The 21,824-nt window shown below is 69.4% G+C and carries 21 protein-coding genes; 18 read left to right on the forward strand and 3 right to left on the reverse strand.

All coding sequences use genetic code 11. The features are described from left to right. Positions 1–15: 15 nt before the first annotated feature. Together AACL56_RS06560 and AACL56_RS06565 are read right to left on the reverse strand one after the other, a co-directional pair. Positions 16–1,554 carry a UxaA family hydrolase gene (locus tag AACL56_RS06560; RefSeq protein WP_339089016.1) on the reverse strand — a complete coding sequence of 513 codons (1,539 nt, stop codon included), beginning with the start codon at positions 1,552–1,554 and terminating at the stop codon, positions 16–18. Between the two features lie 61 nt (positions 1,555–1,615). Beyond that, entirely contained in the window at positions 1,616–2,335 is a 720-nt protein-coding gene (locus tag AACL56_RS06565; protein WP_339089017.1) for a FadR/GntR family transcriptional regulator, read from the reverse strand. Positions 2,336–2,479: 144 nt separating this feature from the next. Here AACL56_RS06565 and AACL56_RS06570 point away from each other — a divergent pair, with 144 nt between their 5' ends. The 17 genes from AACL56_RS06570 to AACL56_RS06650 all read left to right on the forward strand — a co-directional run bounded on the left by AACL56_RS06570 (position 2,480) and on the right by AACL56_RS06650 (position 19,956). Then, on the forward strand, positions 2,480–3,214 hold the full coding sequence (locus AACL56_RS06570; protein ID WP_339089018.1) for an SDR family oxidoreductase: 735 nt from the start codon (positions 2,480–2,482) through the stop codon (positions 3,212–3,214). After that, positions 3,211–3,966, forward strand: coding sequence for an SDR family NAD(P)-dependent oxidoreductase (locus tag AACL56_RS06575; protein WP_339089019.1), 756 nt, complete (start codon positions 3,211–3,213; stop codon positions 3,964–3,966). Before AACL56_RS06570 ends, AACL56_RS06575 begins: the two co-directional genes overlap by 4 nt. Before the next feature lie 125 nt (positions 3,967–4,091). Beyond that, positions 4,092–4,940, forward strand: a complete 849-nt coding sequence (locus AACL56_RS06580) for a fumarylacetoacetate hydrolase family protein (RefSeq protein ID WP_339089020.1) — start codon at positions 4,092–4,094, stop codon at positions 4,938–4,940. 107 nt (positions 4,941–5,047) lie between these two features. Beyond that, positions 5,048–5,830: a GntR family transcriptional regulator gene (locus tag AACL56_RS06585; RefSeq protein WP_339089021.1), complete on the forward strand. Its 783-nt coding sequence runs from the start codon at positions 5,048–5,050 to the stop codon at positions 5,828–5,830. Between the two features lie 19 nt (positions 5,831–5,849). Further along, positions 5,850–7,052, forward strand: coding sequence for an ABC transporter substrate-binding protein (locus tag AACL56_RS06590; RefSeq protein ID WP_339089022.1), 1,203 nt, complete (start codon positions 5,850–5,852; stop codon positions 7,050–7,052). 127 nt (positions 7,053–7,179) lie between these two features. Next, complete coding sequence (locus AACL56_RS06595; protein ID WP_339089023.1) at positions 7,180–8,052, forward strand: branched-chain amino acid ABC transporter permease; 873 nt, start codon at positions 7,180–7,182, stop codon at positions 8,050–8,052. Beyond that, positions 8,049–9,029 (forward strand): branched-chain amino acid ABC transporter permease, encoded by a 981-nt coding sequence (locus AACL56_RS06600; protein ID WP_339089024.1) that lies wholly within the window; start codon positions 8,049–8,051, stop codon positions 9,027–9,029. Before AACL56_RS06595 ends, AACL56_RS06600 begins: the two co-directional genes overlap by 4 nt. Continuing rightward, positions 9,022–9,783, forward strand: a complete 762-nt coding sequence (locus AACL56_RS06605; RefSeq protein ID WP_339089025.1) for an ABC transporter ATP-binding protein — start codon at positions 9,022–9,024, stop codon at positions 9,781–9,783. The genes AACL56_RS06600 and AACL56_RS06605 overlap by 8 nt, the downstream gene beginning before the upstream one ends. Beyond that, positions 9,780–10,490 carry an ABC transporter ATP-binding protein gene (locus AACL56_RS06610; protein ID WP_339089026.1) on the forward strand — a complete coding sequence of 237 codons (711 nt, stop codon included), beginning with the start codon at positions 9,780–9,782 and terminating at the stop codon, positions 10,488–10,490. Before AACL56_RS06605 ends, AACL56_RS06610 begins: the two co-directional genes overlap by 4 nt. Before the next feature lie 51 nt (positions 10,491–10,541). Further along, a complete protein-coding gene (locus AACL56_RS06615) occupies positions 10,542–11,498 on the forward strand; it encodes a tripartite tricarboxylate transporter substrate binding protein (protein ID WP_339092811.1) in 957 nt (318 codons plus the stop codon). After that, positions 11,495–12,793: a 3-isopropylmalate dehydratase large subunit gene (locus tag AACL56_RS06620; protein WP_339089027.1), complete on the forward strand. Its 1,299-nt coding sequence runs from the start codon at positions 11,495–11,497 to the stop codon at positions 12,791–12,793. Before AACL56_RS06615 ends, AACL56_RS06620 begins: the two co-directional genes overlap by 4 nt. Next, positions 12,790–13,311 carry a 3-isopropylmalate dehydratase gene (locus AACL56_RS06625; RefSeq protein WP_339089028.1) on the forward strand — a complete coding sequence of 174 codons (522 nt, stop codon included), beginning with the start codon at positions 12,790–12,792 and terminating at the stop codon, positions 13,309–13,311. Before AACL56_RS06620 ends, AACL56_RS06625 begins: the two co-directional genes overlap by 4 nt. Next, on the forward strand, positions 13,304–15,001 hold the full coding sequence (locus AACL56_RS06630; protein ID WP_339089029.1) for a hydantoinase B/oxoprolinase family protein: 1,698 nt from the start codon (positions 13,304–13,306) through the stop codon (positions 14,999–15,001). Before AACL56_RS06625 ends, AACL56_RS06630 begins: the two co-directional genes overlap by 8 nt. Continuing rightward, positions 14,998–17,052, forward strand: coding sequence for a hydantoinase/oxoprolinase family protein (locus AACL56_RS06635; RefSeq protein ID WP_339089030.1), 2,055 nt, complete (start codon positions 14,998–15,000; stop codon positions 17,050–17,052). Before AACL56_RS06630 ends, AACL56_RS06635 begins: the two co-directional genes overlap by 4 nt. Next, positions 17,049–17,663, forward strand: a complete 615-nt coding sequence (locus AACL56_RS06640; RefSeq protein WP_339089031.1) for a cysteine hydrolase family protein — start codon at positions 17,049–17,051, stop codon at positions 17,661–17,663. The genes AACL56_RS06635 and AACL56_RS06640 overlap by 4 nt, the downstream gene beginning before the upstream one ends. Continuing rightward, the gene (locus AACL56_RS06645; protein ID WP_339089032.1) at positions 17,660–19,096 is read left to right on the forward strand and encodes an FAD-dependent oxidoreductase; all 1,437 of its coding nucleotides are present in this window, start codon (positions 17,660–17,662) and stop codon (positions 19,094–19,096) included. The genes AACL56_RS06640 and AACL56_RS06645 overlap by 4 nt, the downstream gene beginning before the upstream one ends. Continuing rightward, positions 19,093–19,956, forward strand: coding sequence for an isocitrate lyase/PEP mutase family protein (locus AACL56_RS06650; RefSeq protein ID WP_339089033.1), 864 nt, complete (start codon positions 19,093–19,095; stop codon positions 19,954–19,956). The genes AACL56_RS06645 and AACL56_RS06650 overlap by 4 nt, the downstream gene beginning before the upstream one ends. 14 nt (positions 19,957–19,970) lie before the next feature. Here the strand turns inward: AACL56_RS06650 and AACL56_RS06655 are convergent, their stop codons facing one another. Further along, positions 19,971–20,858 carry a LysR family transcriptional regulator gene (locus tag AACL56_RS06655; RefSeq protein WP_339089034.1) on the reverse strand — a complete coding sequence of 296 codons (888 nt, stop codon included), beginning with the start codon at positions 20,856–20,858 and terminating at the stop codon, positions 19,971–19,973. Positions 20,859–20,980: 122 nt separating this feature from the next. Here AACL56_RS06655 and AACL56_RS06660 point away from each other — a divergent pair, with 122 nt between their 5' ends. Then, a complete protein-coding gene (locus AACL56_RS06660) occupies positions 20,981–21,739 on the forward strand; it encodes an SDR family oxidoreductase (RefSeq protein WP_339089035.1) in 759 nt (252 codons plus the stop codon). Positions 21,740–21,824: the final 85 nt, after the last annotated feature.

A 21,824-nucleotide genomic window follows, 5' to 3' on the forward strand; every position in this document is an offset into this window, starting at 1 on the left:
CCTTGGTCGTCGGGTTTACATCACTGCGCCGACCTGCCACGGAACGAACTCGTTCTGTCCGTAGCCGTGCTGCTCGCTCTTCGAATGCGCGCCCGAGGCCGTGGCCAGCACCAGCTCGAAGATGCGCTGGCCCATCTCCTGGATCGACGCCGTGCCGTCCACGATCTCGCCGCAGTTGATGTCCATGTCCTCTTCCTGCCGCTGCCAGAGCGCCGAGTTGGTCGCCAGCTTGAGCGAGGGAGACGGCGCGCAGCCGTAGGCCGAGCCGCGGCCCGTGGTGAAGCAGATCAGGTTGGCGCCACCGGCCACCTGGCCCGTGGCGCTCACCGGGTCGTAGCCCGGCGTGTCCATGTAGACGAAGCCGTGCGCGGTGACGGGCTCGGCGTATTCGTACACCGCCTCCAGGTTGCTGGTGCCGCCCTTGGCCACCGCGCCCAGCGACTTCTCGAGGATGGTGGTGAGCCCGCCGGCCTTGTTGCCGGGCGAGGGGTTGTTGTTCATCTCGCCCTGGTTGATCTCCGTGTAGTGCTCCCACCACTTGATGCGGTCCACCAGCTTCTGGCCGACCTCGCGCTTCACGGCTCGTCGCGTCAGCAGATGCTCCGCGCCGTACACCTCGGGCGTTTCGCTGAGGATGGCCGTGCCGCCGTGCGCCACCAGCAGGTCGACCGCCGCGCCCAGCGCCGGGTTGGCGCTGATGCCCGAGTAGCCGTCCGAGCCGCCGCACTGCAGCCCGATGGTGATGTGTGCCGCGCTGCAGGGCTCGCGCTTCACCGCGTTGGCGCGCGGCAGCATCTCGTTGATGAGCGCCACGCCCTTCTCGACCGTCTTGCGCGTGCCGCCTGTGTCCTGGATGTTGAAGGTGCGGAAGTTCTCGCCCTCGGCCAGGTGGCCCGTGGCCAGCCAGGCGTTGATCTGGTTGGCCTCGCAGCCCAGGCCCACCACCAGCACGCCCGCGAAGTTCGGGTGCGTGGCGTAGCCCGTGAGCGTGCGCTCCAGGATCTGCATGCCCATGCCCTCGGTGTCCATGCCGCAGCCCGTGCCGTGCGTGAGCGCCACGATGCCGTCGACGTTCGGGTAGTCGGCCAGCGCCTGCGGGTTGGTCTTGCGCGAGAAGTGGTCGGCGATGGCGCGCGCGGCCGTGGCCGAGCAGTTCACGCTGGTCAGCACGCCGATGTAGTTGCGCGTGGCCACGCGGCCGTCCGCACGCCTGATGCCCATGAAGGTCGCCTCGCGCCTTGCGGGCGTGGGCTTCACGTCGACGCCGAAGGCATAGTCGCGCTCAAAACCTTTTGTGACGGCGCCCTTGTCCGGGCCCATGTCCAGGTTCTGCGTGTGCACGTGCTCGCCGGCGCCGATGGGCTTGCTCGCGAAACCGATGATCTGGTTGTAGCGGCGCACCGGCTCGCCCTGCGCGATGTCACGCATCGCGATCTTGTGGCCCGGCGGAATGAGGCCGCGCACGGCCACGCCTTCGACGGCGGTGCCGCCGAGCAGTTGGGAGCGCGCGATGACGACGTCGTCGGCGGGATGGAGTCGGATGTAGGGGGTCATGGTGATCGGCTGGCTGTGTGCTGGCTGGTGTGCGGGAAGAGGGATGCTGGTGCGCCCGGCTTCAGGCCGTCCTTGTGCGGCGCCAGCTTGCGCTGAATCGCTGGTGGAACTTGTCCATGTGCTGGTGCATGGCATCGCGCGCCGCGCCGGGGTCGCGCGCCGCAATCGCTTCCAGGATGGCCTCGTGCTCGCCGATGGCGGCCTGCCACGAGTCCATGGTCTCGAAGTAGTCGATCATGCGCGCGAAGATCGGCCCCTGCCGCGACTCCCAGAAGCCCTGTACCGTCTCGGTCAGCACCACGTTGTCGCAGGCATTGACGACGGCCAGGTGGAAGGCGCGGTCGCCCTCGTGCGGCACTTCGTTGCGGGCGGCGAGCTCGCGCATCATTCGGATCGCGCGGCGCATGGCGTCCACGTCCTTTCGCTTGCCGTGCTGCGCGGCGGTGGCGGCGGTCTCGCCTTCGACCAGCCGGCGCGCGCGGATGATCTCGAGCGGTCCCCATTCGGCCCCGGCCCCGGCGCCGTTCACCGGCACCGCCGTGCGGTGCGAGCGGTCGAGCACGTAAACGCCCGAGCCGGTGCGGATCTCCACCCAGCCTTCCACCTCGAGCGCGATCAGCGCCTCTCGTACCGACGGCCGGCTCACGCCCAGCTGCTTCGCCAGGTCGCGCTCGGCGGGAATGCGTGCCCCCACCGCGAACTCGCCCTGGCCGATGAGCACGCGCAGCTGCTCGGCGATCTGGCGGTAGAGGCGTTGGGGTTCGAGGGTCTGGATCGGCACGGATGTGGCGGCAATGAAGTGCTGAAGCGTTTTGGCAGGCTTAAGGGTTGTCCTGAATTGGACAAGTGGTAAGGCCAATTCAGAATACGCCACACCGCCCGCTTCACCATCGGGCCTAACCCGAGGAATTCCCAGGAGACCCCGATGAGACTGAAGGGAAAGACCGCACTGGTCACCGCCGCAGGGCAGGGCATCGGCCATGCCAGCGTGCTCGCCATGGCCGCCGAGGGCGCGCAGGTGTGGGCCACCGACGTCAACGAGGCGCTGCTGGAGCGCTACGCCGGCATGCCCAACGTCACCGCGCTCAAGCTCGACGTGCTCGACAAGGCGGCCATCGGCGCTGTGGTGGGCAAGCTGCCCGCGCTCGACATCCTCTTCAACTGCGCGGGCGTGGTGCACAACGGCACCATCGAGCAAGCCACCGACGACGACCTGCTGTTTGCCTTCAGCCTCAACGTGCGGGCGCAGATGTGGACCATCCAGGCCGTGCTGCCCGGCATGCTGGCGGCAGGACGCGGCAGCATCATCAACATGGCGAGCGTGTGCTCGAGCATGAAGGGCCTGCCCAACCGCTTCGTCTACGGCACCACCAAGGCGGCCGTGCTCGGCCTCACCAAGAGCGTGGCGGCCGACTACGTGGCCCGCGGCATCCGCTGCAATGCGGTGTGTCCCGGCACGGTCGATACGCCGTCCCTCGGCGATCGCATCAACGCCAACGCCGACCCCGACGCGGCGCGCAAGGCCTTCATCGCGCGCCAGCCCATGGGCCGGCTCGCGCAGGCGGAGGAAATCGCGCCGGTGGTGGTGTTCCTGGCCAGCGACGAATCGGTCTTCGCCACCGGCCAGGCCTTCACGGTCGACGGCGGCATCACCATATGAACCAGCTCGACTTCCATGGCCGCCACGCCGTGGTGACCGGTGGCGCCACGGGGCTCGGCTTCGGCATCGCGCAACGGCTGGTTGCATCGGGCGGCAGCGTCACGCTGTGGGACCGCGACGAGGAGGCGGCCCTGAAGGCGGCCCGCTCGCTCGGCGACAAGGCGTTCGCGCTGCACGTCGACGTGTCGCAGCAGGCCTCGGTGGCCAAGGCGGTGGCCGCCACGCTGGCGCATGCGCCGCGCATCGACGCGCTGGTCAACAGCGCCGGCATCACCGGCCCCAACACGAAGCTGTGGGACTACCCGGTCGACGACTGGCGCCAGGTGATGGACGTCAACATCAACGGCGTGTTCCTGTGCTGCCGCGAGGTGGTCGCCCAGATGCGCAGGCAGGGCGACCATGGATACGGACGCATCGTCAACATCGCCTCGGTGGCGGGGAAGGACGGCAATCCCAACGCGAGCGCCTACAGCGCGAGCAAGGCGGCGGTCATCGGCATCACCAAGTCGCTCGGCAAGGAACTGGCCGACACCGGCATCCGCGTGAACTGCGTGACGCCCGCGGCGGTGAAGACGGCCATCTTCGACCAGATGACGCCCGACCACATCGCCTTCATGCTCTCGAAGATTCCGATGGGCCGCTTCGGCACGGTGGAGGAGGTGGCCGCGATGGTCGGCTGGCTCTGCACCGAAGATTGCTCGTTCTCCACCGGCGCGGTCTTCGACCTGTCCGGCGGCCGGTCCACTTACTGATGCTCGCCCCCAGGCTTCGCGCACTTCGTGTCGCTTCTCCTTCCCCCGACCAGGGGCGGCCGTGCGCGGCGGCCCTCTGGAACTGCCCCACACACCATTCTTGTACGTTCATCTGAAAGGAAAACATGAAACTCGTCCGCTACGGCAACCCCGGCAAGGAAAAGCCCGGCCTCATCGACAACGACGGCAGGCTGCGCGACCTGAGCGCCATCGTCAAGGACATCGGACCCGACCAGCTGGGCGACGCCGCCATTGCCAAGCTGCGCAAGACCAAGCTCGACAAGCTGCCGCTGGTCAAGGGCAAGCCGCGCTTCGGCAGCCCGGTGGCCAACGTCGGCAAGTTCATCGCCATCGGCCTGAACTACGCGGACCACGCGGCCGAATCGGGCCTGCCTGTGCCCAAGGAACCCGTGGTCTTCATGAAGGCCAACAGCTGCATCCAGGGCCCGAACGACCCGGTGATGCTGCCCAAGGGATCGGTCAAGTCCGACTGGGAGGTCGAACTGGGCGTGGTCATCGGCACGCGCGCACGCTATGTGTCGCAGAAGAGCGCGCTGGACTACGTGGCCGGCTACTGCACCATCAACGACATCAGCGAGCGCGAGTACCAGATCGAACGCGGCGGCACCTGGGACAAGGGCAAGGGCTGCGACACCTTCGGCCCCATCGGCCCCTGGCTGGTGACGCGCGACGAGATCGAGAACCCCCAGAAGCTCGCGATGTGGCTCGACCTGAACGGCCAGCGCGTGCAGACCGGCAGCACGAAGACCATGATCTTCAGCGTGGCCAAGATCGTGAGCTACGTGAGCCAGTTCATGACGCTGATGCCCGGTGACGTCATCACCACCGGCACCCCGCCGGGCGTGGGCATGGGCATGAAGCCGCCGCTGTTCCTGAAGAAGGGCGACGTCATGACCCTGGGCATCGAGGGCCTGGGCGAGCAGCGCCAGGAAGTGGTGCCCTTCAAGCTCTGAGCGGATTGCCGCTTTTGCGAAGGCGCCTGCGGGCGCCTTTTTCTTGGGCATCAAATGTCCCATTGACAGAACATTGAAACTGCAAAAACATCAAGGGCATGTCGCAGATGCCTTTGCCGAAATACCACCAGATCTATCTGGTGTTGCGTGAGCAGCTGCACGAAGGCCGCTTTGCAGAGGGCCTGCCCGGCGAACTCGCGCTGATGGGGCAATTCGGCGTGGCCCGAGTCACGGTGCGCCGCGCCCTGGAGCAGCTGGCTTCCGAAGGGCTCATCGAGCGCAATCCGGGCCGCCGCACGCGCGCGCTTCCGCCGCCCGTCACCGGCGAAGGCCTCGGCACCCGAAGCATGGAGCGCGCCAACCTGCGCGGCCTGCTCGAGAACCTCGTCACCATGGGCCTGCACACCTCGGTCAGGGTGATCGAGGTGGCGACCATCACGGCGTCGACCCAGGTGGCCGAGGCGCTCGAACTCCAGCTCGGCGACGCGGTGCAGAAGGCCGTGCGTGTGCGTTCCACCAAGGAAGGTCCGCTCTCGCACATCACCACCTACGTGCCCGACACCATCGCGCGCCGGTTCGGCCGTCGCGAGCTGTCGAAGAAGCCCATCCTGGTGCTGCTCGAGGAGTCGGGCGTCAAGGTGGGGCGCGCGCACCAGACCATCTCCGCGCGGCTGGCCGACAACGTGCTGGCGCAGCACCTCGACGTGTCCGTCGGCTCGGCCCTGCTGGCGGTGCGCCGCCTGATCTACGACGAAGACGAGCGGCCCGTGCAGTGGCTGCACGGCTTCTACCGACCCGACCGCTACACCTACGAGATGCAGCTTTCCCGCGTGGGCAGCATCGACGCCAAGGTGTGGGTCAGCAAAGACGTGTCAGCCCAGTTCAACTGAAGAGAAAAAGGAAAGCCCCATGCAGAACCGCCGCAGTTTCGTCTCGCAGTCCGCCGCCCTGGCCACCGCCGTCGCCTTTCCGCTCGTCGCCGGCGCGCAGCCGAAGACCGTCAAGGTCGGCGTGCTGCATCCGGTCACCGGCGCGCTGGCCTATTCGGGCCAGCAGTGCCGCCTCGGCGCGCTCATGGCGATCGAGGACATCAACGCGGCGGGCGGCATCAAGTCGCTCGGCGGCGCGAAGCTCGAGGCGCTGCTGGGCGATGCACAGTCGCAGCCGCAGGCCGGCGCCGCCGAGGTCGAGAAGATGAACGAGGCCGGCGTGTCGGCCATCGTGGGCGCGTTCGCCTCGGCCATCTGCCTGGCCACCACGCAGGCCGCCGCCAAGTACAACCTGCCGCATGTGGTCGACGTGGGCGTGGCCGACCAGATCGTCGAGCGCGGCCTGAAGAACACCTTCCGCTTCGGCCCCGGCTACAAGAAGTCGACCGAGGTGGCCATGGCCAACCTGCTGGTGCTCAACAAGGCCGCGGGCAGCCCCGCCAAGACGGTGATGATCGTGCACGAGGAATCGCTCTTCGGCGCCGGCACCGCGCAGCTGCTGTCGCGCGAACTGCCCGGCTACGGCTTCGAGGTGAAAGAAGTGGTGAAGCACGCCAACCCCACGCGCGACTTCAACAACATCGTGCTGCGCATGAAGTCGGTCAACCCCGACATCGTCATTCCCGCCAACTACTACAACGAGTACGCGCTGCTGGTGCGCACCATGCAGCAGCAGAAGGTGGTGCCCAAGGCGATCTTCTCGGTGCTGGGCGGCGCCGCGTCGAGCTACAAGTTCGTGAAGGAATTTCCGGACGCGGCCAACGGCATCATCGACTGCAACCACTGGTTCAATCCGAAGGACAAGCGTTCGCAGGAGCTGCGCAAGCGTGTGGAGGCCAAGGGCCAGTTCTTCAGCTACGAGGTCTTCATGACCTACACCTCGATGTGGCTGCTGGCCGATGCCATCGAGCGCGCCAGGTCGACCGAGCGCGCCGCCATCGTCGATGCGCTGGAGAAGAGCACCTTCTCGAACCACATCATGCCGTACGGCCCGACGAAGTTCGTCAACGGCCAGAACGAGGGCGCGCAGCCGCTCATGACGCAGGTGGTGAAGAACGACATCAAGGTGATCATTCCGCGCGACTACCGCGAGGTCGATCCCATCTTCCCGCTCAAGGCCTGAGCCGGACAGCGGGAAGCCACATCCCATGAAGCGATTCGACGGATTCCGGATACACGCGGAGTCCGGTGGAGTCGCACGCCCCTAGAACAGCGCACAGAGAGACAAGCAGCCAAGCACCTGCCAGCCCATGCCAGACATCAACATCCTCTTCCCGTCGATCCTCAACGGACTGACGACAGGCGCCGTGTATGCGCTGATCGCGGTCGGCCTCACGCTGATCTACGGCGTGCTGCACATCATCAACTTCGCGCACGGCGCGAGCCTGATGCTGGCGCTGTACGCCGTGTACTTCCTCAAGGAGCGCCTGGGCATCGACCCCTACCTGGCGCTGCCCATCGCGATCGCCGGGATGTTCGTGCTCGGCTATGCGCTGCAGCGCGTCGTCATCAACCGCGCCGGCCACGGCAAGGACGAGAACATCCTGCTCGCCACGCTGGGCATCGCCATCGTCATGGAGAACCTCGCGCTGCTGTTCTTCAAGTCGGACACGCGCAGCATCGACACCGCGTATTCGCTGAGCACCGTGGCCATCGGCCCCGCCATGATCGCGGTGCCCAAGCTCGTCGCCTTCGCGGGCGCGCTGGTGGTCTCGGGTGTGCTGTTCTGGATCATGGGGCGCACCGACCTGGGCCGCGCCATCCGCGCGGTGGCCAAGGAGAAGGAGGGCGCCAAGCTCATGGGCATCGACGTCGACCACGTGTACGCGATGAGCTTCGGCATCGGCCTCGCATGCCTCGGTGCGGCGGCGTGCTTCCTGCTGCCGGCCTACTACGTCAACCCGCAGGTGGGCGGCGGCTTCGTGCTGGTCGCCTTCACCATCGTCGTGCTCGGCGGCATGGGCAGCTTCGTGGGTGCGCTCATCGGCGGCTTCCTGATCGGGGTGGTCGAGTCGCTCGGCGGCCTGTACCTGGGCGAGTCGCTCGGCCAGCTGGGCATCTTCGCGATCTTCATCGGTGTCGTGCTGTTCCGGCCGCAGGGCATGTTCGGAGCCAGAGCATGAAGGCCGGGCGCAATCAACTTCTCTGCATCGCGCTCTTCGCCGTGGTCATCGGCTGCGTGCCGCTGTTCACCCGGTCGGGCGTGATGCTCAACTTCGTGATGATGGCGCTCTACGCCACGCTCATCGCGCAGGCCTGGAACATCCTCGGCGGCTTCGGCGGGCAGTTTTCGTTCGGGCATGCGCTGTTCTTCGGCACGGGTGCCTACATCCAGGCGATCGCGCAGCTGCAGGGCGGCATCAATGCCTGGGTGGCATTGCCGATGGCCATTGCCGGCGCGGCGCTGGTGGGCCTGTTCGTCGGCGCGCTCACCTTCCGCTACGGCCTCAAGGGTTCGTACTTCGCGCTGGTCACGCTGGCCTTTGCCGAAGTGTTCCGCATCGTCGCGACCTCGGTGCCGTTCACCGGCGGCGGCGTCGGCCTGATGGTGCCGCTGCGCGAGTCGGTGGGCAACATGCAGTTCGCCTCGCGCGCCGGCTACCTGTGGGTGGTGCTGGCGATGGTGGTGGTGGCGCTGCTCGTCACCTGGTGGCTGCGCAACGGCCGCTTCGGCGCCTACCTGCAGGCCGTGCGCGACAACGAGGATGCCGCGCGCGCCGTGGGCGTGAACCCGTTCCGCGTCAAGCTCGCGGCCATCGGCCTGTCGGCGGCCTTCATGGGCGCAGCCGGCGCGTTCTACGTGCAGGTGTTCCAGTACATCGACGCGGGCATCGCCTACGGCTCGGTCACCTCGGTGGAGGCGCTGGTCGCGGCCATCGTGGGCGGCATGGGCACGCTGTGGGGCCCGGTGCTCGGCGCGGCCGTGCTGCACCTGCTGTCGGACGTCACGCGCAACCTGTTCGGCGAGCTGCCGGGCATCAACATGGTCATCTACGGCACGGTACTCGTGCTCATCGTGATCTTCCTGCCGCGCGGCGTCGCGGGGCTCGGGCTGTCGGTGCGGCAGCTGTGGAACGCGAAGGGGGGCAAGCATGACTGAGCCGTTGCTGAAACTCGAGGGCGTCTCGCGCTCCTTCGGCGGCTTGAAGGCCGTGCAGAACGTCAGCCTGGCGGTGCGCGAGGGCAGCCTCACGGCGCTGATCGGCCCGAACGGGGCGGGCAAGACCACGCTGTTCGCGCTGATGTCGGGCTTCCTGAAGCCCGACGCCGGCAGCGTGCGCTTCGCCGGCCAGGACATCACCGGCCACGAGCCGCACCGCAACGCGGTGCTCGGCATGACGCGCACCTTCCAGATCGTGAAGCCCTTCGCCGCGCAGACCGTGCGCGAGAACATCGCCGTCGGCGCACACCTGCATGTGCGCAACCGTGCCGAGGCGCTGGCCAGTGCCGAGGCCGTGGCGCTGCGCGTGGGCCTCGCACCCCAGCTCGACAAGCCGGCGTCCGACCTCACCGTGGCCGGCCGCAAGCGGCTCGAACTCGCCCGCGCGCTCGCCACGCGGCCCCGCCTGCTGCTGCTCGACGAAGTGCTCGCAGGCCTCAACCCGCAGGAGATCGCCGAGATGATGCCGGTGGTGCGCGGCATCGCCGACAGCGGCGTGACCGTGCTGATGATCGAACACGTGATGCAGGCGGTGATGAACCTCGCCGAGCATGTCTGGGTGCTGGCGCAGGGCCAGCTGATCGCCGAGGGCAACCCGGCGCAGGTCACCTCCGACGACCGCGTCGTCGAGGCCTACCTGGGCCATGGCACGGCGGCGCGCCTGCGCAAGGCTGCAGCGGGGGTGTCCGCATGACCGCGTTGCTCGACATCCAGGGCCTGCGCGGCGGCTATGGCCGCGTGGAAGTGCTGCGCGGCGTGGACCTGCAGGTGAACGCCGGCGAGATGGTCGCGCTGCTGGGCAGCAACGGCGCGGGCAAGTCGACGCTCAACAAGATCGTCTGCGGCCTCACGCCCACCTGGAGCGGCAGCGTGCGCTTCGACGGCAAGGACCTCACTGGCGCGCACTACCGCGACGTGGTCAAGGCCGGGCTGATCCAGGTGCCCGAAGGCCGCAAGGTGTTCCCCAACCTCAGCGTGCTCGAGAACCTCGAGCTCGGCTCCTTCACCCGCGCGCGTGAACGCCGCGCGGCCAACATCGAGAAGATGTTCCACATCTTCCCGCGGCTGCGCGAGCGCGCGGCGCAGCACGCCGGCACGATGAGCGGCGGCGAGCAGCAGATGCTGGCCATCGCGCGCGGCCTCATGGCCGAGCCGGTGCTGCTGATCCTCGACGAGCCCTCGCTCGGCCTGTCGCCGCTGCTGGTGGAAGAGATGTTCACGCTCATCCGTGAGCTGCGCGACGGCGGCCTGGCGGTGATGCTGGTCGAGCAGAACGTGGGCCAGTCGCTGGAGATCGCCGACCGCGCCTACGTGCTGGAGAACGGCAGCGTGCGCTTCTCGGGCAAGCCCGACGCGCTGCTGGGCAGCGACGAACTGCGGCGCGCCTACCTCGGGCTCTGAACGCCACGCAGAACGAACAAGCGAACAACGAGACACAAAGGAAACCCCATGATCCATCGCCGCGACATCCTCATCGCACCCGCCGCACTGGCCTTCGCCGCGGGCGTGCGTGCACAGATCGGCAACGCCCCCGTGCGCATCCTCGTCGGCGCGCCCGCCGGCGGCTCCACCGACACGCTGGCGCGCTCGCTCGCCGTCAGCATGGGCCCCGCGCTGGGCCGCACCGTCATCGTCGAGAACAAGCCCGGCGCGGGCGGCAACATCGCCGCCGATGCCGTGGCCAAGGCCGCGCCCGACGGCAACACGCTGCTGATGAGCTTCACCAGCCATGCCATCAACGCCACGCTGTACCCCACGCTGCCTTTCGATCCGGTGAAGGACTTCACCGCGCTCACCTGCGTGGCGACCTCGCCGTCGATCCTGGTGGCCAGCCCCTCGCTGCCGGTGAAGGACGTGCGCGAGCTGATCGCGCTCGCCAAAGCGAAGCCGGGCCAGCTCAACTTCGCGATCGGCGCGGTGGGCTCGTCGCTGCACATGGCGGGCGAGGCCTTCAAGATGCAGTCGGGCGTGGACATCGTGAACATCCCCTACAAGGGCACCGCACCGGCCGTGCAGGACCTGCTCGCGGGCCAGGTGCAGCTGATGTTCGCCGCGGTGGGCAACGTCAAGGCGCACATCCAGGCCGGCAAGCTCAAGGCGCTGGGCGTCACTACGGCCAAGCGGCTGCCGGCGTTCCCCGACGTGCCGGCCATCGCGGAAGCCTTGCCCGGCTACGAGTCGAGCGCCTGGTTCGGCCTGTTCGGCCCGGCGCGCATGCCGGCCGACGTGTCGCGCAAGCTCAGCGACGCGGCGCGCCATGCACTGCAGCAGCCCGACATGCTCAAGCGGCTGGACACCGAAGGCGCCATCCCGGTGGGCAACTCGCCCGAACAGTTCACCGCCTTCGTGCAGAGCGAGATCCCGCGCTGGGCCAAGGTCGTGAAGTTCTCCGGAGCCAAGCCGGAATGACGCCCTACACACCCCTGCGCGCGCCCGACGCGGCACCACCGCAGACGCTGGCGCAGAAGCTCATCGCGCGCGCCAGCGGACGCGCGCACGTGGCGGTCGGCGAGATCGTGACCTGCAGCGTCGACCTCGCCATGTTCCACGACTCCTCGGGCCCGCGCCGCCTCAAGCCGATGCTCGAGGAGCTGGGCGCGCAGATCTGGGACCGTTCGCGCATCGTGCTGGTGATGGACCACTACGTGCCCGAGCGCGACGACGACTCGCGCCGCATCGTGCGCATCGCGCGCGACTGGGCGCGCGACCAGCAGCTGCCGCACGTGTACGACAGCCAGGGCATCTGCCACGTGGTGGTGCCGCAGCACGGCCATATCCGCCCCGGCATGCTATGCGTGGGCGGCGACTCGCATTCGCCCACGGGCGGTGCCTTCGGCGCCTACATGTTCGGCGTGGGCAGCACCGAGATGCTCGGCGTGGTCGTCACCGGCGAGATCTGGCTGCGCGTGCCCGAGACGCTCCAGATGTGGTGGGACGGCACGTTGCCCGCGGGCGTGACCGCGAAGGACATGATGCTGCACATGATCGGCCGTTTCGGCATGAACGGCGGGCGCTACCAGGCGGTGGAATTCGCCGGGCCCGCGGTGAAGGCGCTGTCGATGCAGGAGCGCATGACGCTGTCGAACATGAGCGCCGAGCTCGGCGCGCAGGCCGGGCTGATCGCGCCCGACGCCACCACCGCCGCCTACCTCGCCGAAGCCGGCGCACCGCCGGCGGACACCGCGGCGTGGTTCACCGACGACTGCGCCGAGCTCACGCGCCACCGCTTCGACGCGGCCACGCTCGAGCCGCACGTGGCCGCGCCGCACAGCCCCGCCAACTCGCTCGGCGTGAGCCAGTACGCCGGCACGCCGGTAAACGTGGCCTACATCGGCGCGTGCACCGGCGCCAAGCTCGACGACCTGCGCGCTGCGGCGCAGGTGCTGCGCGGGCACAAGGTGGCGGCGGGCATCCGGCTGATCGTCGCGCCCGCCAGCATCCAGGACCAGGAGCAGGCGCGCGTCGAGGGCGTGCTGCAGGTACTGATGGATGCGGGCGCGGAGCTGTTTCCGACCGCGTGCGGCGCCTGCTCCGGCTATGGCGACCCGATGGGCGACGACATCACCGTCATCTCGACCACCGCGCGCAACTTCAAGGGCCGCATGGGCTCGCCCACCGCGCAGGTGTACCTGGGCTCGCCCTACACCGTGGCGGCCTCCGCATTGCGCGGGCGCGTGACCGACCCGCGCGAGGTGCTGGCATGAGCGTGACACGAGCGACCCACCGCGTGTGGCGCCTGGGCGCCGACATCGACACCGACCTGCTGGCGCCGGGCCATGCCATGAAGCACGGCATCGACATCATCGCGAAGCACTGCCTGGAAGCCATCCGCCCCGACTTCGCCGCCGGCGTGGAACGCGGCGACGTGCTCGTGGCCGGCCCCAACTTCGGCATCGGCTCCTCTCGCGAGCAGGCCGCGGCCGTGCTGGTGCACCTGGGCGTGGCGGCGGTGATCGCGCCGTCGTACAGCGGGCTGTATTTCCGCAACGCCTTCAACGTGGGCCTGCTGCTGCTGACCTGCGCCGAGGCCGAGACGCTGAGCGAGGGCGACCAGGTCGCGCTCGACACCACGGCGCCCGAGATCGTCATGCCCGGACGCAAGCGCCTGGCCTGCGAGCCGGTGCCCGGATTCCTCATGGACATGGTCCGCGCCGGCGGACTGTTGAACCAGCTGCGCCTGCGCACTGGCCGCCCCGCCTTCAAGAAAGCCTCCGATGCCTGATCCTTCTTCCGCCACAACCATCGACCCCGTCACGCTCGCCGTGCTGCGCGGCCGCCTCGAGCAGGTGGCCGACGAGATGGACGCCACGCTCTACCGCAGCGCGTTCAATCCCATCATTGCCGAGGCGCACGACGCCTGCCACGGCCTGTATGACGCCTCCACCGGCGACACGCTGGTGCAGGGCAAGTCGGGCCTGCCGGTGTTCGTGGGCGCCATGGCCTTTGCGGTGCGCGCCACCGTGAAGGCGGCCGAGCCGCGCGGCGGCATGCGCGACGGCGACATCTGGATCAGCAACGATGCCTACGACGGCGGCACGCACGCCAACGACTTCAAGCTGGTGAAGCCCTTCTTTCGCAACGGCAAGCTGTACTGCCACATGGCCTCGGCCGCGCACTGGCACGACGTGGGCGGCGCGGTGCCCGGCAACTACAACCCCGCGGCCACCGAATGCTGGCAGGAGGCGGTGCAGATCCCGCCGGTGCGAATCGTGCGCGAGGGCGTGCTCGACCGCGACGTGCTCGCCATCCTGCAGGCCAACACCCGCCTGCCCGACAGCCTGTGGGGCGACCTGAACGGCCAGCTCGCCGCGCTGGAACTCGGCGCGAAGCGGCTGAACGGCCTGCTCGACGAATACGGCGACGACCTGGTGCTGAACGCGCTGGGCGAGCTGCGCGGCCGTGCATTGCGCCTGATGCGCTCGCACATCGCCTCGCTGCCCGACGGCCGCTACAGTTTCGAGGACGTGCTGGACAACGACGGCATCGTCAACGAGCCGCTGACCATCGCGCTCGACATGACGGTGGCCGGCGACCGGCTCACGCTCGACTTCTCGCGCACCTCCGCGCAGTGCGCAGGCCCGGTGAACATCTCGCGCGCCACTGCGGTGGCGGCCTGCTACGTGGCGCTCAAGCACCTGTTTCCGGACGTGCCTGCCAATGCCGGCGTGCTCGACGCGGTGGACTTCGTCATTCCCGACCGGCTGGTGATCAGCGCCGAGCGCCCGCGCCCGGTGGGCGGCTACACCGAGACCATCCTGCGCATGATCGACGTGATCTTCAGCGCCGCCGCGCAGGCCGACCCGACGCGCGCCGTGGCGCAGGCCTACGGCACCATCAACGCACTGTCGATCGCCGGCCACCGCAGCGACAAGGGCCGCGAAGGCCAGCGCTGGGTGATGTTCAGCTTCTTCGGCGGCGGCCATGGCGGCCACTCGGGTGGTGACGGGCTCGCGCACGGCAATGCGCCGATCTCGACCGCGACGATCCCGCCGCTGGAGATTCTGGAGGCCGCCTACCCGGTGCGCTTCACCGAATGGTCGCTGCGCGCCGGCTCCGGCGGCGACGGCCAGCACCGCGGCGGCCTGGGCGCCGTCTACGAGATCGAGCTGCTCGAGAAGGACGCCGAGGTGTTCGTCTTCGGCGAGCGCGGCACCTCGCCGCCCAAGGGCATTGCGGGCGGCGGCGACGGCGCGGTCAACGTCTTCAGCTACGAGAACGCGGGCGAGTGGCACACGCCGCCCATGGTGTCGAAGATGCGCGGCATCACGCTGGCGCGCGGCGAGCGCGTGCGCCTGGAAACGCCCGGCGGCGGCGGCTGGGGCCCTGCCGCCGAGCGGCAGCCCGCGCAACGCGCGGCCGATGCGGCCATGGGCTATGTGAGCAGCGACACGACAAAGAAAGCATCCAAATGACTTCCCCTGGTAACTCCCTTGTCGTCGGCGTCGATGTCGGCGGCACCTTCACCGACCTCTTCGTGCTCGACGAAGCCAACGGCAGCGCGCGCATCGTCAAGGTGCCTTCCACGCGCGGCGAGGAAGCGCGCGGCTTCATGAACGGCGTGGCGCGCGTGGCGGATTCCGCCGCGGCCATCGCCACCATCGTGCACGGCACCACCGTCGGCACCAACGCGCTGCTCGAGCGCAAGGTGGCGCGCACCGGCATCATCACCACGCGCGGCTTTCGCGACGTGCTCGAGATGCGCCGCCGCGACCGCCCGCAGACCTGGGGCCTGCGCGGCAGCTTCCTGCCCGTGGTGCCGCGCGACCTGCGCCGCGAGGTCGACGAGCGCGTGCTGGCCGACGGCACGCTGCACACCGCGGTCGACCTCGAACAGGTGCGCGCCGAGGCGCGCTCGCTGCTCGAAGCCGGCTGCGAGGCGGTGTGCGTGTTCTTCATCAACACCTACGCCAACCCAGAGAACGAGCGCCTGGCCGTGGCCGCGGTGCGCGAACTCTGGCCCAACCCGCACGTGACTTCGGCCAGCGAGGTGTTGCCCGAGATCCGCGAGTTCGAGCGCTGCTCGACCGCCACGCTCAACGCGGCGCTGCAGCCGGTGGTGGGCAGCTATCTAGGCCGGCTCGAATCGGATCTGCGTGCGCAGGGCTTCGGCGGCGAGCTGCTGGTGGTGCAGAGCAACGGCGGCGTGATGTCGCGCCAGACCGCGAGCGACCTGCCGGTGCGCACGGCGCTGTCGGGCCCGGCGGCCGGCGTGATCGCCTGCGCGGCGATCGCGCGGGCGGCGGGCTTTCCGAATGCGATCACCGGCGACATGGGCGGCACCTCCTTCGACGTGTCGCTGGTGGCGAACGGCGAGGCGGCACTGGCCGCGCAGACCGCCATCGAGTTCGGCATGGTGATCCGCTCGCCGATGATCCAGATCGAGACCATCGGCGCCGGCGGCGGCTCCATCGCCTCGGTGGATGCGAGCGGCATGCTGCAGGTCGGCCCCGAGTCGGCGGGCAGCGTGCCCGGCCCGGCCTGCTACGGCCGCGGCAACATGCGCCCGACCGTGACCGATGCCAACGTGCTGCTGGGCCGCATCGCGGCGGACCGTCCGCTGGGCGGCGGGCTGCTCGCGGCGCTCGACGCGCAGAAGTCGCGCCAGGCCATCGAGGAACACGTCGCGCGCCCGCTGGGCCTCGACGTGCATGCCGCTGCCGAGGCGATCCTCACGGTGGCGAACGCGCGCATGGCGGGCGCCATTCGGCTCGTGTCGATCGAGCGCGGGCACGATCCGCGCCGCTTCGCCTACATGCCCTTCGGCGGCGGCGGCGCACTGCATGTGTGCGCGATGATGCGCGAGGTGGGCGTGGCCACCGGCATCGTGCCGCGCTATCCGGGCGTGACCTCGGCGCTGGGCTGCGTCATTGCGGACATGCGCCACGACGCGGTGCAGACCATCAACAAGCCGCTGGCCGACCTCGACGTGGCCGACCTGCAGCACCGCATCGACGAGCTGGCCGCGAGCTGCCAGCAGCGGCTCGATTCGTCGGGCGTGCGCTTCGACGAAGTGCGCGAAGTCGTTGCGCTCGACATGCTCTACGCCGGCCAGACGCACACGCTGCCGGTGGTGCTGGCCGATGCGGGCACGAAGCCGCTCACGACCGCGACCATCCGCGCCGCCTTCGAAGCCGCGTACACCGCTGCGTTCGGCCGTGTGCTCGACGGCATCGCGATCCGCGTGATGAACCTGCGCTACGCGCGCATCGGCGTGCGGCCCAAGTTCGACCTGAAGGTGCTGGCGCCCGAAGGCGAGGGCAGCACCGCGCCGCTGGGCACGCAGCGGGTGTTCCATCACGGCCAGTGGCACGACGCGGTGCGCTACGCGCGCCTAGAACTGCCGGTGGCCGCGCGCATCGACGGCCCCGCCATCCTCGAGCAGGCCGACACCACCGTGTGGCTCGAACCCGGCTTCCATGCCGAGGTCGATGCACACGGCAACCTGCTGGTGAGGCCGTCATGAGCGCGGGCACCAAGATCGTCCCGGCGAAGACGGCGCTGGTCGTCATCGACCTGCAGAACGACTTTCTCGATGCCAAGGGCGCGTATGCGCGCGGTGGCGACACCAACCCGCCCGCGCTGCTGCTGCCTGAGCGCGTGGCCGCCGTGGCGCGCGCGCTGAAGGCGAGCGGCGGACTGGTGGTGGCGAGCCAGTTCACGCTGTGGCCCGACGCGAAGGGCGAGCCGATGGTCTCGCCGCACCTGAAGGCGCTGCGCCCGTACCTGGCCAAGGGCGACTTCGCGCCCGGCAGCTGGGGCCAGGCGAACGTCGATGCGCTCGCGGGGCTGGTCGACGTCACGGTCAGCAAGGTGGCGTACTCGGCCTTCTTCAACACGCAGCTCGACTGGGTGCTGCGCCGCGCGGGCATCGACACCGTGGCGGTGTGCGGCATCGTCACCAACGGCGGCGTGGCCAGCACGGTGCGCGACGCGCACATGCGCGACTACCGCACACTGGTGCTGGGCGACGGCTGTGCGGCCTTCGGCGAGGAGCGGCACAACACCTCGCTGGCCGACATGCGCAACGTGGCCGAGGTCACGGACTGCGCGCCCTTCATCGCATCTCTGGCATGACCGCACCAGCCAGAACCGTCCGGCGCGCCGACGCGGTCGACGCCGAGGTGTACACGGCCGTGGCCATCGTCGGCGGCGGGGCCAGCGGCCTCACGGCGGCGCTGATGCTGGCCGACGCGGGCATCGATTGCGTGGTGCTCGAACGCGACGCGCTGCCGAGCGGCTCGACGGCGCTGTCTTCCGGCTTCATTCCCGCACCCGGCACGCGCGTGCAGCGCGCGCACGGCGTGGCGGACGACAGCGCCGCGCGCTTTGCCGCCGACATCCAGGCCAAGGCGCACGGCCGCGCGGCGCCCGCGCTGGTGGAGGCCTATGCGAAAGCCATCGGCCCGGCGCTCGACGCGCTGCAGGAGCGGCACGGGCTGCAATGGATGCTGCTCGACGGCTTTCTCTACCCCGGCCACAGCGTGCACCGCATGCACGCGCTGCCGCAGAAGACCGGCGCCGCGCTGATGGCCGCGCTGCAGGCGGCCGCGGAAGCCGCGGGCATTCCGGTGCTGACGCAGGCCGTGGTCGACACGCTGGTGCTCGATGCGGGCGACAGGGTGGTCGGCATCGACTACCTGCGCCCCGACGGCACGCGCGAATCGCTGGGCTGCGACGCGCTGCTGCTGGCGTGCAACGGCTTCGGCGGCAACGCGGACATGGTGCGCGCGTTGCTGCCCGAGATGGCCGAGGCCACCTTCGGCGGGCACGTGGGCAACGACGGCAGCGCCATTCTCTGGGGCGAGTCGCTGGGCGCGCGGCTGCGCGACCTGGGCGGCTACCAGGGGCACGGCTCGTGGGTCACGCCGCAGGGCGCGCTGATGTCGTGGGCCGTGATGATGGAAGGCGGCGTGCAGATCAACGCCGAAGGCCGGCGCTTCCACGACGAGACGCAGGGCTACTCCGAAGCCGCGGTGCATGTGCTGGCGCAGCCGGGCGGCATCGCGTGGAACGTGTTCGACACGCCGCTTCTCGCGCTCGCGCGCGGCTTTCCCGATTTCTGCGAGGCCGAGGCGGCCGGCGCGCTGCGCCGCTGCGACTCGGTGGCCGCGCTGGCGGACTGCATCGGCTGCGATGCCGCGGTGCTGCAGGCCACGCTCGATGCGATACACGGCAGCGCACCCGCACCCGCACCCACAGCCGCGCCCGCAGCCGATGGCCGCGTGTTCGCGCGCGGCCTCGAGGCGCCGTATTTCGCCGTCAAGGTGACCGGCGCGCTGTTCCACACCCAGGGCGGCCTCGACACCGCACCCGACATGCGCGTGCTGCGCCAGGACGGCACGCCCCTGCCCAACCTGCTCGCCGCGGGCGGCGCGGCCGGCGGCGTGTCGGGCGACGCGGTGTGGGGCTATCTCTCCGGCAACGGCCTGCTGAGCGCCGTGGCCGGCGGCTACATCGCGGCGCACACCGCTGCCGCGCTCGTTCAACACAAGGAGGCGTCCGCATGACGACCCACAACTTCAAGACCCGTCTCGCGCGCAACGACATCGTGCTGGCGCCCGGCGTGTACGACGCGCTGAGCGCGCTGGTGGCCGAGCAGGCCGGCTTCGAGGCGCTGTACCTGTCGGGTGCATCCATCGCCTACACCCGGCTCGGGCGTTCCGACGTGGGCCTGACCACTTTCACCGAGGTGGCCGACACGCTCGCGCGCATCACCGAGCGGGTGAAACTGCCGGTGATCGTCGATGCCGACACCGGCTTCGGCAATGCGCTGAACACGCAGCGCACCGTGCGCGGCTTCGAACGCGCGGGCGCCGCCATGGTGCAGATCGAGGACCAGACCTTTCCCAAGCGCTGCGGCCATCTCGACGGCAAGGCCGTGGTGCCGGTGCGCGAAATGGTCGGCAAGCTGAAGGCCGCGCTCGATGCGCGCGCGTCGGCCGACACGCTGATCCTCGCGCGCACCGACGCGGTGGCGGTCGAAGGACTCGATGCCGCTCTCGACCGCGCCGAGGCGTACCTCGAATGCGGCGTGGATGCGCTCTTCATCGAGGCGCTGCGCTCGCCCGAGCAGATGGACGCCGCCTGCAGCCGCTTTGCGCACCGCGTGCCGCTGCTCGCCAACATGGTCGAAGGCGGCAAGACGCCGATCCAGGATGCGGACGCGCTGCAGAAGCACGGCTTTCGCATCGCCATCTTCCCGGGCGGCACGGCGCGCGCGGTGGTGCACACGCTCAAGGGCTACTACGCGAGCCTGCACCAGCACCGCACCACGCAGCCGTGGCGCGCGCAGATGCTGGACTTCGATGCGCTCAACGAAGTGATCGGCACGCCGGAACTGATGCGCACCGGCCAGAAGTACGACTGACGTGCGACGGTGCGTCAGCCCAGCACGCGCACCAGCTCGTCGTACACCAGCCGCACGCGCGCGGGCACCGGCGCGCGCTGCGAGCGGTACACATGGATCGGCCAGGACTCCGGCGCCTCGGCCTGCAGCACCTCCACCAGCTCTCCCGCGGCGATCAGCGGCTCGGCCAGCGGCCCCGCGAGCTGACCGAAGCCCAGCCCTGCGCGCACGGCTGCGCACTCCGCATCGACGTCGTCGGTGATGAAGGCCGGCGCGGCGACAGGCATCTGCCTTCCCTTGCCGAAGAACCACGACCAGGGTCGGCCCGCGCTGCGGTCCAGCAGCGCGGTGAGCGGAAAGCCGGGCAGCGCCTCGAGGTTCTCCGGGATGCCGGTGCGCGCGATCAGCGCCGGCGCGGCCACCACGCGCAGCTGCATGCGGCCGACCGTGCGTGCGACGAAGCGCGCATCGCGGATCGGGCCTGCGCGCACGCCGATGTCGATCTGCTCGTCGACCACGTCGGCATGTTCCTCCGACAGCCGCAGGTCGAGCACCAGGCCCGGATGCGCAGCCAGCATCGGGGCCAGCGCTTCGGGAATCAGCCGCCGGCCGTAGACATTCGGCGCGGTGACCCGCACCGTGCCCGCATGCTGCGAGAGCGCGCGCCGGTCGGTGCGGTGGAACAGCGCGTCGACCCCGCCCACCGCGGTGCGCGCGCGCTGCGCGAGCTGGCGGCCGAAGTCGGTGAGCTGCACGCCGCGGGTGCTGCGGTGGAACAGGGGCTCGCCCAGTTCTTCCTCGAGTTCCCGCACCGCGCGCGTCACGACCTGGGGCGAGACCGACAGGCGAACCGCGGCGTCGCGGAAGTTGGCGGCATCGGCGGCGGCACAGAACACGCGCAGGGCTTCGAGGCGGTTGGACATTGGCTATTCCTGTTTTCGGAATTCTGAAGTCGTGAGAGTTTCATTTACGGGAACGCGTGGATTTTCCACACTGCATGCACTTCTTCAACACACCGCGTTCAACCACCCCGAAAGGAAACTCCATGACATCCGTTCAAGACAACATCAAGGGCAAGGTCGCCATCGTCACCGGCGCCAGCAGCGGCATCGGCGAATCGACGGCGCGCCACCTGGCCGCCCGCGGCGCGAAGGTGGTGCTGGCCGCGCGCCGCACCGACCGCCTGGAGAAGCTGGTCGCCGAGATCCGCGAAGCCGGCGGCGAGGCCATTGCCGTGGCCACCGACGTGTCGAAGCGCGCCGACCTCGAGCAACTGGCGGCGGCCACCGTCGAGGCCTTCGGCCGCATCGACGTGCTGGTCAACAACGCGGGCGTGATGCCGCTGTCGCCCATCGAGAAGCTCAAGGTCGACGAGTGGGACCGCACCATCGACGTCAACATCAAGGGCGTTCTGTACGGCATTGCCGCGGTGCTGCCGCGCATGCAGGCGCAGGGCGGCGGCCACATCCTGAACGTGGCGTCGATCGCCGGCATCAAGGTGTTCACGCCCATCGGCACCGTGTACAGCGCCACCAAGCACGCGGTGCGCGCCATCTCCGAAGGGCTGCGCGTGGAAATGGGCAACACCGGCATTCGCGTGACCGTGGTCTCGCCCGGCGCGGTGGAGTCGGAACTGAAGTTCGGCAGCAGCGACGCCGAGAGCGCGGCCGGCGTGAAGGCCTTCTACGACGCCAACCAGATTCCGTCGGACGCGATCGCCCGCGCGGTGGTCTATGCGGTCGAGCAACCGGCGAACGTTGACATCAACGAAGTGGTCGTGCGGCCGGTGTCGCAGGAGTTCTGACCGGCAAGGAGCCGGATGCGGCCCCTTGCCGCGTCCGGCCGGTTCAATTAACCTTCAATAACTAAAGGACTTTGAAAGCCAAAAG

Origin of the sequence: Variovorax paradoxus (assembly GCF_902712855.1) — a bacterium.
GTDB lineage: Bacteria > Pseudomonadota > Gammaproteobacteria > Burkholderiales > Burkholderiaceae_C > Variovorax > Variovorax paradoxus_Q.